Origin of the sequence: Lysinibacillus sphaericus, from assembly GCF_001629735.1 — a bacterium.
Taxonomy (GTDB): domain Bacteria; phylum Bacillota; class Bacilli; order Bacillales_A; family Planococcaceae; genus Lysinibacillus; species Lysinibacillus pinottii.
Genome location: NZ_CP015224.1, coordinates 843,526 through 858,165, shown reverse-complemented (window position 1 = coordinate 858,165; position 14,640 = coordinate 843,526). Strand labels below are relative to the sequence as shown.

Here is a 14,640-nt window from a genome sequence, read left to right as displayed (position 1 = left end):
AGTTATGAAAGAAAATTAATATGGAGATGTAGAACCCTGAATACTTTCTTCTGAATTAGATGTGGACGAATCCCATTGCTCAGGCATTTGTCCACCAGTGAATTCCTCCCATTGTTCTGGGGTCAGCTCACCTCTCGGATTTGGAGATTCCCAATCACGCTGAGTTGGATTCCTTTCATCTAAATACGAATTATAATCCTGATACATATTGCCTTCAGTGTCACCTAAGTCTCGATTGAAATCCACTAAGTTAGTAAACATACCTATTGCTATTCCAAGAGAGACTAAACCTAATGAGGTCGCTATTTTTGTCCACATTATATACCACTCCCATTTTTTTATTCCATCACATTGCACATACATTGTCAGTTAAAATAGCCTCGTTTATTTACTCAGATTTTCACAAACTAAATGGCGTTTTTTAAGATAAACTATCTGATCAGATTGTTTGGCTACTTCTTGTGAATGCGTCACAACAATGATACATTTATTTTCTTGATGAGCTAATTCCTGAAATAGTTCAACGATTTCAGCTGAGGTTTTCTCATCTAGATTACCCGTCGGCTCATCCGCAATTAATAAATCGACATTACTAGATAATGCACGAGCAATAGCGACACGTTGTTGTTGGCCACCACTAAGCTGTAAAACCTTTCTTTTTGCTTCTATTTCTGTCAAACCTACCATTCCTAATAATTCAAGCGCTCGTTTCTTTTTATCTTTTGCTTTAACTCCTGTAATTTCCATAGCCGTTACTACATTTTGTAGGGCTGTCATATAAGTAATCAGATTATAGGATTGAAAAATAATTGAAACAAATTTATTTCTATATTTATCCAATCCAATTTTTTTTATATCTTTTCCTTTATAGAGCACATGTCCTTCTTTGGGGTTATCTAAGCCACTTGCCAAACTCAGTGCTGTTGTTTTTCCTGAACCTGAAGGACCTAAAATGCTATAGAAACAGCCTTTCTCAAAGGTAAAATTAACATTCTCTAGTAAAGTATTCTTCCTGTTATTATTTACATAATAATAATATAGGTTTTTAAATTGTAATATAGTGTCCATGTATGACTCCCCCTACTCATCTTTTAAAAGTATTTCTTTTGGATTTAAGCGAAGAATTGATAGTGCTGGAAGAAGTGTCGATAAAATGGCAATTAACAGTCCTAATCCACCTAATTTCAACACATCTTGTGAAGTTATACTTACATCAATATCATCAATAGGCTTCACGTCATGATCTTGCTTATTCATCATTCCAAATGAGAATCCTAAATTATTTGATTCTTCTTGATTTTCTTGAGAGGCTATAACTTCTTGCTGTAATAAGCTATCTCCCATTTTTTGAGACACTGTTTCACCCGTAATTGTAGAAATACCAAATGCTAGTACCGCTATACACAATACTTCTACTAATAATTGACCAATTAATTTTCTCTTTTTCTCACCGATTGCTAAGAGTATGCCTAACTCTTTACGTCGCTCTTTTATTGTTAACATAATAATAAGAGCTAAAATAATAGATCCTGTAATGGATACTAAATAGACCATCCATTTTGAAGTAGCAGCAATATTCTCAATGGGACCCACCATTTTCTGATATAAAGCATCATGTGCATCTAACTTGAACAAATCAAAATCAATATTGCTTTTCTTTGCCTCCGTTTTGAAGTTTTCAATATTTTCTGGGTCGTCTAAGTAGTATATAGCTTCATTAATGACTGAACCCTCTTCATCACTATCTTTCGTCGCGTCATAATTTGTGTATAGCTTGTTAGATGGATGCATCATAGCTGGTAAATTTCCCTCGAAGTCAGTAATACTTGAGTTTTTATATATCCCTATGATTTCTAACTCTACTTCAGATGTCCCTTCCATTGATTGAACCTTTAACATATCACCAACTTGAAGCTCGTTTTGCTCTGCTAATCGTTTTTCAACTAGCGCTACTTTCTTATTTTTATCCTCAGGTGTAATTGAACGACCTTCCATTATTTCATGCGTTCCATCGGTAAATTCCTGCAATAATTCAGAACTTCTCACGCCTTGAAGAAACGTATTAGGCATTTTCATATTTCCAGAATTACTACTGCCTACCGCACCGCTTACTCCATCATCACCTTCAGCATCGTTAATAGGTGTGTAATCATCTGCTACAACCATGTCACTTTTAAGATAGTTGTAGTCTATTACATAAGGTGATTTAGCTAACAAATCTGCATCTTCTGTAAAAAGTTCAGGGTGTTGTATTTCCCCATTTGGATTTTCTTGTCGCTGCTTTGCCACGTTTTCCATAAGCTTTTCTTCGTCCATTCGAAGACTTACGTCTACACCCAATGTTTGTCTAGCATGATCATTTGCCTTTTGTGACACATTTTGTATGGCAAATCCGGCTAATACTAGATTAGAAACTACTAAAAATACAGTAAATAATATAATCGATTTCCCTTTCCTCGCTTTCACACTTAAAAATGCACGTTTGATAAAATTCATTTCCTTACCTCCTTCGTAGTTCAAATATATTTGACCTATCTGGAGTTAATATGAAGTGAGTGAAAACTTTATCTAGAGATATAAGGGAGTTTACGTGAGTCATATTCTAAAATTTCCAACATGAGCTACCACAAACGCAGTTGAAACAAAAGAAGGTCGACATAAATTGGGATTTATGACTAGGAGGATTTTCAAAAATGTTATTCCATTTTTTTCAGCATCAAACCTGTTGGAAGTAGTGAACTGACGAACATCAAGAAATATGTAAAGTGAAGACCTAAGCCATTTTTAACAAAGCAAATGTTGAGACACTTAAAGTGAAATATAAAGGAGTACTCACCTAAGACATGAACGGCTAAAAAAGATTTGGCCAATATGTAGAGAAATATGGTACCTTCTCTTCCAATAAAGTAATTCCAGTGAATGCAAAAAGGAATGTAGCAGATGATTTATACACATATATCGGAAGCCCAACGATTGAAAAAGAGAATTAAGTTTAATTCTTGTCTATAGACAATACGATTCTAGTAGTATAAAAAAGCACCTTTACGTTGATGGGCTATGGTTCATCAACGAAAGGTGTTTTTTATGTTAACGAATGCTAAACATTGCGATAAAGCTTATGCTAAATTTTCATTTTCATTAAAGTAATTCTTCATTTTTTCGCGATCGAAACGGCCTTCCCATTTTGCCATCACTAATGACGCTAATGAGTTACCAATTACGTTAACAACTGTACGTCCCATGTCAAGGATACGGTCAATACCAGCAATAAATGCTAGTCCTTCTAATGGAATGCCAACAGTACCTAAAGTGGCTAGCAGTACGACGAAGGATACCCCCGGAACACCTGCAATCCCTTTCGAAGTAACCATCAATACAAGCATTAACGTAATTTGTTCACCAATGCTAAGGTGAATACCGTACATTTGCGCAATAAATAATGCTGCAATCGCTTGATATAGCGTTGATCCGTCTAAGTTAAAGGAGTAACCGGTAGGTATAACAAAGGATACAATATCCTTCGGAGCCCCTAATTTCTCCATTTTTAACATAATACGCGGTAATACAGCTTCAGAACTTGCGGTTGAGAATGCTAAAATAAGCTCATCTTTTAATACTTTAATTAAGAACAATATATTAACACCCGCGAATTTTGCAACAAGTGCAAGTATGACAAATATAAAAAATAGCATGGTTGCGTAAACAAGGATAGCCAATTTAGCTAATGGTATGAGAGAGGCAAAACCATATTTGGAAACGGTTACACCAATTAAACCAAATACCCCAAGTGGTGCAAATTTCATCACAAGGTTAGTTACCCAGAACATCGCATCGGCAACTCCTTGGAAGAAGTCTAAGACTGGTTTACCTCGATCACCAATAGCCGCAACACCTAAACCAAAAATAACAGCGAAGAATATGATTGCAAGCATGTCGCCTTCACCCATTGACTGAATGATATTGGTTGGTACTATGCCTACAATAATATCAAACGGTCCTTCATGCTGTACTTCTTCTGTAGTTGTCACGTATTTCGAAATATCCCCTTGAGATAATTCGTTCATGTTTATTCCAGCACCAGGCTGGAAAATATTCGCGGAAAGTAATCCAACTACGATAGCTACTGTTGTAATAATTTCAAAATAAATAATGGATTTCCCGCCTAATCGCCCAAGCTGCTTCATGTCTCCAGTACCAGCAACACCAACGATTAATGTCGAAATAATAATGGGAACAACAATCATCTTAATTAGATGCAGGAAAATATCACCTAAAGGTTGTAAATAGGTTTCAATTTTGGGGTTTCCGTAAAAAATACCCCCAACAATAATCCCTAAAATCAAACCAATTAAAATTTGACTGGCTAAACTAATTTTAAACTTCTTTTTCAATCCTTCGTACCTCCTACTATTATTTTTTGGGACTTGCCTAATAATAAGAGATACTTATAAAATCCGACAAAATCCGATGAAAAAAACTTTTTATTTTTCGAAAAGTCTGAATACAAGACCTATCCGCTTCTTACTATTAATTGCATTCTACCTAGATATATCAGCCTATCACCACCATTGAAGACACGCCAATGCGCTAATAAATCTTTTAACTAATCACATAAGGCTGCTGGTGTGATTACTTCCATATGGCCACATGATAATGGCCAAGTGTTGACAATTTGTCAACAACATTATACACTTCTGTTCAACAGTTATTTTAATGAAGAAGGGAGAATCGAATATGACGGAAAGAAAAGAAAATGTGACTCTCGGTTTATTGTTGAAAGAGCTATTGAAAGAGCGTTCGTTATCCATGCGGAAGTTTAGTGAACTGACAGGAATTGATACGGCTACGATTTCACGGATAATTAATAATAAACGAAAAGCTACACCACAACATGTAGAAAAATTTGCTGACTGCCTTGGTGTTCCATTCATTCAGCTATTTGAAGCAGCGGGATATCCAATGGAACAAAGACAGGAAGATTTACAATCTGATATTCATACCTCTGTTGATGCCATACAAACCTTTCTTAAGGCATCTAATGTGTACAACAACCAGTTTTCAGTGCAGGATGTTGAAAAGAAATTAGACGATTATGGTTTATTTTCTCAAACGGAAGAAGGCAAACATACCATTCATAAGAGTTTTAACGAAAAGATTCAAAAAGTAGGTAGTGTCGGACCATTTATCAATAAGTTAAAAGAGTTATATGAAAAATTTACTTCAGATAAAGGTACATTATTTGAATTAACAATAATTGGAAGCACATTATTATATTTTATTATTCCTGTAGATGTAATTCCGGACTATGTATTCCCTATTGGTTATTTAGATGATGCAATAGCAGTACAACTTACCGGAAAATCTTTGTTGAAAAATAACGGATAGGTGGATTTATTAATTTATGGAAAGTAGTAAAACAAGCCGTAGATGGCTAAAAAATTCATGTTTCATATTCGCATTGATGATTGTATTGGGGATTGTTTACTGGTTTTATCAGTACAATAGTGGATTGGCCATGGCAGAAGACGACAGTAACAATGAAGCTGAAGCTGTGGAAACTTTTGAGCCATTCCAAGGCGCAGACCTACAATTTGGTGAGATTAATGTCCTATTGATAGGTAGTGATACTAGAGGTGATGAAGGTAGATCGGATGCGTTAATGATTGGTCACTATAATCAAACGACGAACCAAGTAAAAATTGTTTCCATTATGAGAGATACGTATGTGGATATCCCAGATTACGGAAAGAATAAAATAAACGCTGCGTTTGCTTTTGGAGGTCCCGAACTTGTTAGAAAAACGATTAAGCAAAACTTTAATATTGATGTTAATTACTATGCGATCGTTGATTTTGAAGGATTCCCTAAAATTGTAGATCTTTTAGCTCCCAATGGAATTGATGTGGACATCCCGTATGAAATGTCCTATGGCATTGGCATGACATTATTTCCTGGAGAACAAACGTTACATGGTGACCAGTTACTAGCATATGCTCGATTCCGTCACGATCGTTTAAGCGATTTCGGACGAGTGGCACGACAGCAGGAAATTCTGACAAAGGTTAAAGAACAAATTAGTTTTCACAGCTTAATGAATTTACCAAAAATATTAGGTGTTGCAGAGGCATACATCGATACTAATGTTGACAAAAAAACAATTCTGGCGATTGGGAAAGGTTTAATGGATGGACACTCTAATGGGGTAGATACTTTACGGATTCCTGTTGCCAGTTCTTTTGAAAACAAACATGTAAATGTAGGCGCAGTTCTAGATATTGATTTGGAAAAAAATAAAAGTGAATTAGAAAAGTTTTTATCCACCGAGGATGATATACAAATGTCTAAACTAGAAGGAGTTTCCTCTTAAAGAAAACATGACAATAGACTATCAACTTTTTAAACTACTCAACCAATTTGCTGGACAATACTCTACTTTAGATCAAGTTGTCCTCTTGTTTTCAAAATATGGCCCTATCCTATTTGGATTAATATTGATATGGCTATGGTTTTCAAACGCTCAAAATCAGCATGAAAATAGAAAAATAGTCATATATGCCGTAACGATCGCTTTTCTTACACTTGGTATCGATAAAATGATAGAAATGATATATTTTCGACCACGGCCATTCGTCAATCATAGCGTCATATTATTACTTGAAAAATCAAATTTAGACCCATCTTTTCCAAGTAATCATGCGGCAGGGGCATTTGCTTTAGCATTTGCTTTGCTTTGGAAGCGAAAAAAAATCGGAGCTGTACTCCTAGTAATGGCCTGCCTCATGGCACTTTCGAGAATTTTTATCGGTGTACACTACCCTCTAGATGTGTTAGCAGGTGCTTGTATCGGATTAGGGGTAACCTACATAGTGATGTGGCTAATTCATCTTGTTGAAAACTCTAGGCATCACAGGAAAATGTATGTAAAATAATAAAGCTCTTCCAATCAAAAAAGTTCGCCATTTATGCGAACTTTTTTATGTTTCAATTGGGTATGCATGAAATCATCTACTTTATTGTTAATGTAGTTGCTGTCTAAGCGCAGCAATCTTTTTAGCAAAGTCCAAGGCATGTGGACCATCTCCATGAATACATAAGGTGTGTGCTACTATTTTTATTTTTTGAGACTGTACAGACAATACTTCTTTTACCGTTAAAATACCTTTTACATGCTTAAGCATTTCTTCTTCAGTTTGAATTAAAGCATTCGGTTCCTGTCTGCTCACTAATGTGCCATCAGAATGATAACGGCGATCTGAAAAAACCTCCTCATATACTTGAAGACCCTTATCCCTTGCGATTTCCGCCATTTGGCTTCCTGCTAAACAATATAAAATAAGCTGAGGATGGAGATCATACACCGCCTGAACAATGGCTGAAGCCTTTTCCTGATCATTCGCGCTTTGATTATAGAGTGCTCCGTGTGGCTTGACATGATGTAGGGTCCCCTTTTCGACACGGACAAATGCTTGCAGTGCCCCTACCTGATAGACCATCATATCGTAAATTTCTGCTGGACTAAACACCATATTTTTTCGTCCGAATCCTTCACGATCAGGATACCCAGGGTGTGCACCAATATGAACATGTTTACGAATCGCATTACGTACCGTTTGGTGCATAATGGAATGATCGCCCGCATGGTAGCCACACGCAATATTGATTGATGTCACATAATCTAGTATCTCTTCGTCTCTTCCCGTCAAAAAAGCTTCATAGCTTTCTCCTAGATCACAATTAATATCCATTCGTATCACATTTCCTCCAGTGTAAAATGTATTGTGTTAAACATACGCATTTGGGCTACTTTATGTAAATCATCTTCATGTACAGTTGCCATAATAGGATAGCCTCCTACTGTTTGAGCATCGGCCATTAAGATAATTGGATTCCCATTCTGAGGTACTTGAATGGAGCCAAACTGGGTTGCTTCAGATAGAATCTCCTTCATTTCTTTTAGCTGTAACACAGAGCCTTTTAAATAATAGCCCATTCGATTTCCACCGCTAAACTGGAAAGGATTTTGCATAAATTGTTGCTGACTCTCTTCCGTAAATAAATGAAAATGAGGGCCCTTGAAAATTCTAACAGTAATAGCACTGTCAAAAGTCGGACGATACGGAGCATAAAGACCTCTATTAGCTTGTAACGGAGAGGCTGTCTGTCCATATAAAATACTTCCTTTTGTCATCTCCGTACCTAGATTCCCCTGTGAGAGGTATGAGCTACTGCCCAGCTCCAATTTTGAAGTAAACCCTCCAAGCGGTGTTAAGTAAATGATAGAGCCTTGACTCACGCTCTTAATCGTCAACCTATCTCCCTTTGTTAGGTGGAATGTTTTCCACATTTCAATGGCTGCATGATTAACCATGCATACACCATGCCCCCCTGTTAAAACATAGACCCCATCAGCCAATGCCTCAAATTCAAAGCCACCCATGAACATTTCGAAAGACGTTTGATTAGGATGATTTTGTAAAATCAGTTGGGCTGCTTGAAACGATACTTGATCCATTGGTCCAGATAACGGAATACCAAATGCCCGATAGCCAAACCTGCCTTTATCTTGTAAGCTACCATAAACCCCTAGTTTTGTTATGAGCAGAAGTGGCTTCAATCGCTACACTCCTTTGCTTTTCATTTCCCAATATTGTTGCTTAGTTATTTCATAAAACTGAACTTCATCACCCAGTTCAAATAGAAAGGGCTCTTTACCATTGACATTAAATAGTTTTAATGGCGTCTTTCCAATAATATTCCAGCCACCAGGTGAATCGACAGGATAGATTCCTGTTTGTCCGCCTCCAACCCCAACAGAACTCGCAGACACAGATGCCCTCGGCTTCTCTAAACGTGGCATAAATAACTTAGAATCAAGTTCCCCAAGATAAGGAAAGCCTGGCAAAAAGCCAATTAAATAAACATAATAGCTTTTTGACATATGTAGCATTTTAATGTCCTCAAATGATAGACCCGTATAGTCCATCACTCGTTGCCTATCTAAGGCGAATTCTTCATCATAGCAAACCGGGATTTTTAATCGTCTATTTGTTCTGTCATCAACGGCTGCTGATGCTTGAATAGCAAGCCATTGCATTCTTAAAAGATCGACATCTATTCGTTGTTTCACATAGGCTGTAACTGTATGATAGCTTGCAACACTTTCGACAAGATGGTGTCGTAGCTGTTTTTTCAGAAATCGAGTAAATGTTTGTACTGCATAAAAGTTTGTGTCGGATATTTCTTCCTTAAAGGAAAAGCGAATAGTATGTTTGCTAATCCACATTGAATGAGGAAATTCAATGATTACCTGCACGTACTGTCTCCTCAATGCAAAGCTTTACAGCAGCAATTAAATCACGAATATGCCAACCTGGAATTTTGCCATGTTGAATGGCTAATTCAAAAGAAGCAGGTATATGAATAAAACCAGCACGTACCCCTTCATGTTGCTGTGCATATACAAGCCCTTCATACATAATGTTATTACACAAATAAGTACCTGCTGTGTTAGAGATTTCAGCCGGATAGCCCTCTTCTTGCAAGCGATTAATCATATGGCGAATGGGTAAATTCGTCAGATAAGCATCTGCCCCCTCCTCTTGAATGCTCTCATCAACGGGTGAGTAGCCGTTATTATCAGGCTCCCCATCTTTAATATTAATAGCAATTCGCTCAGGTGTTATTTTAAAACGCCCTCCTGCCAGTCCTAAGGAAATAATGATTTGCGGTTCTATTTCTTCTATATGTCGCTTTAGCTGCTCGGCAGATTGTTGAAAGTCGACAGATAAAATTCTTCCAATAATATGATAGTTTTCTATCTTTTCACCATCTAAATTTTCTACAATTTGCATAGTTGGATTGAGCTTGTAATCAAGAAATGGCTCAAATCCCGTTAATAAAATTTTTGTCATGTGTTCGTCACCTAATTTCTATCGGACGTTTTTTTATGTAACGTCCAGATTGTTTATATTTATTTACTGGAGTAGCTATTGCAGCTTCTAAAATTGCCCGATTAAATAATTTATGTGCTGCCATACACGAAATTAATTCTTCACCATAAACAATTTCATCTGCAACTTCGGAAATTATATCTAAAGCGATCCACTGTGGATAACGTAAAATACTAACTGATGAATACGATGGAGTTACTTCCATACTTCGATAAAAGTTAATATTCCCCATCTCCTCAATGGGGTATTTATCTGGATCCCACTTTGTTCCATATTTATAATATCGATCGCGCCAATAGTCATTTTCTTGAGCAAACGTCGATCCTTCAAACAGCCTATTAACTCTTTCGGCTACTAGCTCCAAGTTTCGGGCTTGAATTTCTTTCGTAGCATCATCATCTGCATATCGACCAATCCCATAAATCTTGGCACTCGGAAGCGTATAAGAAACTGGGAAAATCGGTGGGCAGGCGTAACCTGCGAACGGTTGAACCCATTCACGAGCAGGTATTCCATGGTCATCTACAACAATATCTGGGGCCCATTTCTTTAAGATAAGTGGTAATACATTTGCCTCACCGAACGCACTTTTCAAGAATTTCACATGCGCAAATTCTAATCCCACCGCATTAAATCGTGCCGCATGATGCTTCCACTTCGGATGTTCCTTTGTCAAATATTCCATTATTTCATAACCATCAGGGTTGGCTAAAGGGATTATAATAACATTCATTTTTTGTAATATTTCTGGATGATGACCAATAATATCCTCTATTAGCTCCAATATAGCAGGCGTGCTAGACACTTCATTTGGATGATGACCAGCTTCAAAAACAATCGTATGTTTTTCATCTGTTTTTTTTAGCCCTGAATAATATTCACTCGTAATCGGTTCAGTCACTTCAATAAAGGGAATGACATGACCCTTATAAGATATATCTCCATAATTTAATTTGACCTCTGAGTATTGTTTAAAACGCTCTAACAATGGAAAAATATTTTTCATGTTGTGCTTTAAATAGATTTTTGCCTCAGTTACCTTCAGTTCATTACCTATAGACATTTCTACAGTGTCAAACTGCCCTTCTTGATTAAACAAGATTCGCTTTGTAATGGGATCAGTCATTCGTTTGTCATTCCACTGGTAAACCTTGATGACACCTTTGATAGGCTTATACAGATCTTGTTCTATATGAATATAAGGAATAACGCCACCCGGAGCTTTGTATGGCTGATTTACTAACTGACGGCCAAGCTCATGAAAATAGTCTAATGTATTAAAATATAAATCCTCGTATAGCGCCTCAAACGATGAATTCGCTTCTTGCTGAACACCGATTTCTTCTTCAATTCCAGAAGAAGTAAAATCAATTTCTATTCGATCAAACAATGGAAATAGCTGACCTTGATTAACATTATGGGTATCTATTTTTAACAATTTCACCATTTGTGGCAAAAATTCTTTCACATAAAATTTATAGAACCGTTCACGATCTGAAAATATGATATTCTCTTGCACTCTCTCCGTCTTGTTCAATAATCGATATCCAGCGGTAGTCGGATAAGCTTTTTTCTGACCGTCCACATAATCCACTTCACTCATAAGGGGATTGAGCTCAGCAATTAGTTGATCATTAACAAATACTCTATACACATGTTGTTGCGTGCTTGAAAGCTCAAATTGCACATGCTCTTTAGGTAAGCCATATTGCATTTCGATCATCTCATCTACTGGGTATAGCTCCATAATCCAGCGATTATGTTGCTCTAAACCGTCTTCACTTACCCCATCCTTACAAACTATTTTGATATTTTCAAAGCGCCCCTCGACAGATGGGAGTACTTCCTCTAATATCCAGTATAACCCTGTTTTAAAGGCAGAGCGAACTTTAATGGTTGTTAAATTAGAAAATTTTTCATATACATCTAACCTGAATTGGTCACGAATTTTTTTATCGGCTGTCATATAAATTTCAGCCTCTAACGCTGTATCTGGTTCTTCTTCCAGTGCTTTTATGATGTAAGAAGCTTCCGATTCATCAGTCCACTTTTCTTCCATTAAAATAGCCGCTTCATTCACTTGTTTTTCGTTTAACTCCCAAACTCCAAGCAGTCCACCCTCTGACACATGCTTTGCTGTTACAATCGAATGGACAACGGCTGGTAGGCTTTCTTTCGTACCACAAATTTGAATGGTGTTTTTGGCGGTCAACTCCATATAACTTTCGAGTTCTTGCTTGAAGGAAATAGATAAATGTCGCTCTTCTGTTGTTATAGCTGGTAATGAAATAGATGTCGCATATAAACCTAAACGCAATGCAAGATAGCAAGCCTCTTTTAACAGAGCACTTGTCTTCAATTCTTCTTGTATATCCATTTTCAAACCTACATGTTGCTGGGGATGGGCCTCATCCTTTTCACCCGTGCCATAGGCTGTCCAAAGATGACTTAAATTCTCATAATACGTGAATGAGCTGACTGTTTGGGTTTCGACTATGCCATCACTGGCTATAGTACTTAACAATGTAGAAAGTGCTGATTCACTCTCATAATAAATAATCCATGTTGACTTATTTTCTGAAATAAATGTGCTAGTATGTGGTAAAAACTTCATTGTATAGGACTGATTGGCTCGCTGAAATAAATCAAAGTCTATTTCATTTGATTCAAAGCCTAAGCGTAAACAAAAATCAATTAATCCTAATGGAATTAAATCTTTAGGTAAATCGATAAATAAAGAAGGTTTTTTTTTCGTTTCGTTCTTTTGAAATAAACTAGAAAAAATTATAGAGTTCATCATATCACCTAAACTTTCATATTTGGATCTAAGCGATCTCGCAACCAATCTCCCAATAAATTAAAGCCTAAAACCGTTAACATAATGGCAACGCCTGGGAAAACAGATATCCACCAAGCAGAGGTCATATAATTTCGACTATCCGCTAACATTCCTCCCCACGAAGGTACTGTAGGCTCCACGCCTAGCCCTAAAAATGTTAAAGAGGCCTCCAATAAAATAAACTCTGCAATACACATCGTTGCTAACACTAGAATAGAGGAAGCAACATTAGGAAGTATATGCTTCATGATTATTTTGAAATGTGTCCCACCAATTGCCTTTGCTGCTTGGATATACTCTTGTTCCTTTAAAGCTAAAATCTCTCCTCGAATTAATCGCGCAAAACTAACCCAATATGTAAGTCCAAGGATAATAATAATTTTTTCAATACCTGTTCCAAAAACACTCATAATTACGATGGCTAGTAAAATAAACGGTAACCCCATTTGAACTTCGGCTAGCCGCATAATTAAATCATCCATCCATTTCCCAAAGTAACCTGAAATAATGCCTAGAAATGTACCAAGCACTAATGAAATGATGACGCCACAAATCCCGACTAATAGAGATATACGTGCTCCGTAAATAATTCTACTTAGCAAATCACGCCCAACCTGATCTCCTCCGAGAACGTATTGAGATTTACCTGTATCATCTAGCCATTTGGGTAGGTCAAGTCGATGTCCTAAGCTAGCCGCCCCCGGATCATAGGGAGCAATATAAGGCGCGAATATAGCACACAGTATCGTAGTGACAACCAATAATAAGCCTATTATGCCTGTTGGATTATTCTTCACGAATTTAAGAACGGTTACGATTTTATTGGCTTTTTTTATTTCGATTGCTTCTGTTTCCATTATTTGAGTCATTATTGCTCACCTCTTCCAGTTCTTATTTTTGGGTTAATTAATGAGTAGCATAAATCAACAATTAGATTTACTAAAATCATCATAAGTGCTAAAAGGATGATTCCTCCCTGGACTACTGGATAGTCTCGTTGATTAATAGAATCAACAATTAACCTTCCAATTCCAGGCCAAGAAAAGACTTGCTCGACAATAACTGCACCTCCTAATAGCCCTCCAAACTGTAAACCAACAAATGTTACAGTTGGCAATAAGGCATTGCGGAAAGCATGTCGAATGATAACTAGCCATTCTCTTATGCCTTTAGCCCGTGCCGTTGTGACATATTGCATTTTAAGTACTTCCAGCATAGACGTACGAATTAATCGAACTAAAATACCAGATAGGATGAGCCCTAAGGCAACGGATGGCAAAATTAATGAGCTAAACCCATCAAATCCGGATACTGGCAGCCACTTTAGTTGAACAGCAAAAATTAAAATTAGCATAAACGCCAACCAAAAATTAGGGAAAGAAATGCCTAACAAAGAAAAAATACGACTAAACACATCAATGGATTTTCCTTTATAAATAGCTGATAGAATACCTAGCGGAACAGCTATAAACAATGCCACTGCCATTCCACCTAAAGCAAGTGCAATTGTCGGCCACGCTCGTTCGAGTAACATCTCTAAAACTGGGCTATTGGAACGATAGGAAGTACCAAAATCAAGTGTTACTAAATCCTTCATAAATATGAAGTATTGCTCCCAAACAGGCTTATCCAAACCGAGTTTGGCTGTCAGTTCTTCTATTGCCTGCTGTGAAGGTTCACCAGCCCCAAACATGATACTTACGGGGTCACCTGTTAAACGAATGGAGAAAAATATAATTAATGAAACCGCAATAATCACGAGCACGGTATGCGACAAACGTCGTAGAATATAGGAAAGCATAATTCCATCCTCCTAATGTGAAATGAAAGAGATAGTATGCTAGCATACTA

Annotated in this window: 14 protein-coding genes; 3 read left to right on the top strand and 11 right to left on the bottom strand. The window is 37.0% G+C overall.

Going from position 1 to position 14,640, the window contains the following annotated elements; genetic code table 11:
* Positions 1 to 15: 15 nt before the first annotated feature.
* From A2J09_RS04065 to A2J09_RS04050, 4 genes are all read right to left on the bottom strand, one after another.
* Positions 16 to 318 (bottom strand): hypothetical protein, encoded by a 303-nt coding sequence (locus A2J09_RS04065; RefSeq protein WP_012293797.1) that lies wholly within the window; start codon positions 316 to 318, stop codon positions 16 to 18.
* 66 nt (positions 319 to 384) lie between these two features.
* A complete protein-coding gene (locus A2J09_RS04060; protein WP_012293796.1) occupies positions 385 to 1,068 on the bottom strand; it encodes an ABC transporter ATP-binding protein in 684 nt (227 codons plus the stop codon).
* Between the two features lie 12 nt (positions 1,069 to 1,080).
* Positions 1,081 to 2,496, bottom strand: coding sequence for an ABC transporter permease (locus tag A2J09_RS04055; protein WP_012293795.1), 1,416 nt, complete (start codon positions 2,494 to 2,496; stop codon positions 1,081 to 1,083).
* 620 nt (positions 2,497 to 3,116) lie between these two features.
* Entirely contained in the window at positions 3,117 to 4,391 is a 1,275-nt protein-coding gene (locus tag A2J09_RS04050; protein ID WP_012293794.1) for a cation:dicarboxylate symporter family transporter, read from the bottom strand.
* A 343-nt stretch (positions 4,392 to 4,734) separates the two neighbouring features.
* Between A2J09_RS04050 and A2J09_RS04045 the strand changes: the two genes are divergently transcribed.
* From A2J09_RS04045 to A2J09_RS04035, 3 genes are read left to right on the top strand one after another with little or no spacing between them, the layout of a single operon-like run.
* Positions 4,735 to 5,385: a helix-turn-helix domain-containing protein gene (locus A2J09_RS04045; protein ID WP_031419446.1), complete on the top strand. Its 651-nt coding sequence runs from the start codon at positions 4,735 to 4,737 to the stop codon at positions 5,383 to 5,385.
* A gap of 16 nt (positions 5,386 to 5,401) precedes the next feature.
* A complete protein-coding gene (locus A2J09_RS04040) occupies positions 5,402 to 6,367 on the top strand; it encodes an LCP family protein (protein WP_036161249.1) in 966 nt (321 codons plus the stop codon).
* Positions 6,368 to 6,374: 7 nt separating this feature from the next.
* Entirely contained in the window at positions 6,375 to 6,929 is a 555-nt protein-coding gene (locus A2J09_RS04035; protein ID WP_012293791.1) for a phosphatase PAP2 family protein, read from the top strand.
* 87 nt (positions 6,930 to 7,016) lie between these two features.
* Here A2J09_RS04035 and A2J09_RS04030 read toward each other — a convergent pair whose 3' ends face one another.
* Genes A2J09_RS04030 through nikB form a run of 7 tightly spaced genes read right to left on the bottom strand, consistent with a single transcriptional unit; the run spans position 7,017 to position 14,590 of the window.
* Positions 7,017 to 7,745, bottom strand: coding sequence for a 5-oxoprolinase subunit PxpA (locus A2J09_RS04030; RefSeq protein ID WP_012293790.1), 729 nt, complete (start codon positions 7,743 to 7,745; stop codon positions 7,017 to 7,019).
* 5 nt (positions 7,746 to 7,750) lie between these two features.
* The gene (locus A2J09_RS04025) at positions 7,751 to 8,614 is read right to left on the bottom strand and encodes a 5-oxoprolinase subunit C family protein (protein WP_012293789.1); all 864 of its coding nucleotides are present in this window, start codon (positions 8,612 to 8,614) and stop codon (positions 7,751 to 7,753) included.
* 3 nt (positions 8,615 to 8,617) lie between these two features.
* Positions 8,618 to 9,313: a 5-oxoprolinase subunit PxpB gene (gene pxpB, locus A2J09_RS04020; protein WP_036161247.1), complete on the bottom strand. Its 696-nt coding sequence runs from the start codon at positions 9,311 to 9,313 to the stop codon at positions 8,618 to 8,620.
* Entirely contained in the window at positions 9,297 to 9,911 is a 615-nt protein-coding gene (gene pcp / locus A2J09_RS04015; RefSeq protein ID WP_012293787.1) for a pyroglutamyl-peptidase I, read from the bottom strand. The genes pxpB and pcp overlap by 17 nt, the downstream gene beginning before the upstream one ends.
* 7 nt (positions 9,912 to 9,918) lie before the next feature.
* A complete protein-coding gene (locus tag A2J09_RS04010; RefSeq protein ID WP_012293786.1) occupies positions 9,919 to 12,750 on the bottom strand; it encodes a M14 family metallopeptidase in 2,832 nt (943 codons plus the stop codon).
* Between the two features lie 5 nt (positions 12,751 to 12,755).
* The gene (locus A2J09_RS04005) at positions 12,756 to 13,658 is read right to left on the bottom strand and encodes an ABC transporter permease (protein WP_080695180.1); all 903 of its coding nucleotides are present in this window, start codon (positions 13,656 to 13,658) and stop codon (positions 12,756 to 12,758) included.
* Positions 13,658 to 14,590: a nickel ABC transporter permease gene (nikB, locus tag A2J09_RS04000; protein WP_031419433.1), complete on the bottom strand. Its 933-nt coding sequence runs from the start codon at positions 14,588 to 14,590 to the stop codon at positions 13,658 to 13,660. The genes A2J09_RS04005 and nikB overlap by 1 nt, the downstream gene beginning before the upstream one ends.
* Between the last annotated feature and the right edge of the window lie 50 nt (positions 14,591 to 14,640).

Coding starts and splice junctions, on each gene's coding strand:
- A2J09_RS04030 (WP_012293790.1), bottom strand. CDS start 7,745: ATGGATATTAATTGTGATCTAGGAGAAAGCTATGAAGCTTTTTTGACG.
- A2J09_RS04040 (WP_036161249.1), top strand. CDS start 5,402: ATGGAAAGTAGTAAAACAAGCCGTAGATGGCTAAAAAATTCATGTTTC.
- A2J09_RS04005 (WP_080695180.1), bottom strand. CDS start 13,658: ATGACTCAAATAATGGAAACAGAAGCAATCGAAATAAAAAAAGCCAAT.
- A2J09_RS04060 (WP_012293796.1), bottom strand. CDS start 1,068: ATGGACACTATATTACAATTTAAAAACCTATATTATTATTATGTAAAT.
- pcp (WP_012293787.1), bottom strand. CDS start 9,911: ATGACAAAAATTTTATTAACGGGATTTGAGCCATTTCTTGATTACAAG.
- A2J09_RS04035 (WP_012293791.1), top strand. CDS start 6,375: ATGACAATAGACTATCAACTTTTTAAACTACTCAACCAATTTGCTGGA.
- nikB (WP_031419433.1), bottom strand. CDS start 14,590: ATGCTTTCCTATATTCTACGACGTTTGTCGCATACCGTGCTCGTGATT.
- A2J09_RS04055 (WP_012293795.1), bottom strand. CDS start 2,496: ATGAATTTTATCAAACGTGCATTTTTAAGTGTGAAAGCGAGGAAAGGG.
- A2J09_RS04045 (WP_031419446.1), top strand. CDS start 4,735: ATGACGGAAAGAAAAGAAAATGTGACTCTCGGTTTATTGTTGAAAGAG.
- A2J09_RS04010 (WP_012293786.1), bottom strand. CDS start 12,750: ATGATGAACTCTATAATTTTTTCTAGTTTATTTCAAAAGAACGAAACG.
- A2J09_RS04065 (WP_012293797.1), bottom strand. CDS start 318: ATGTGGACAAAAATAGCGACCTCATTAGGTTTAGTCTCTCTTGGAATA.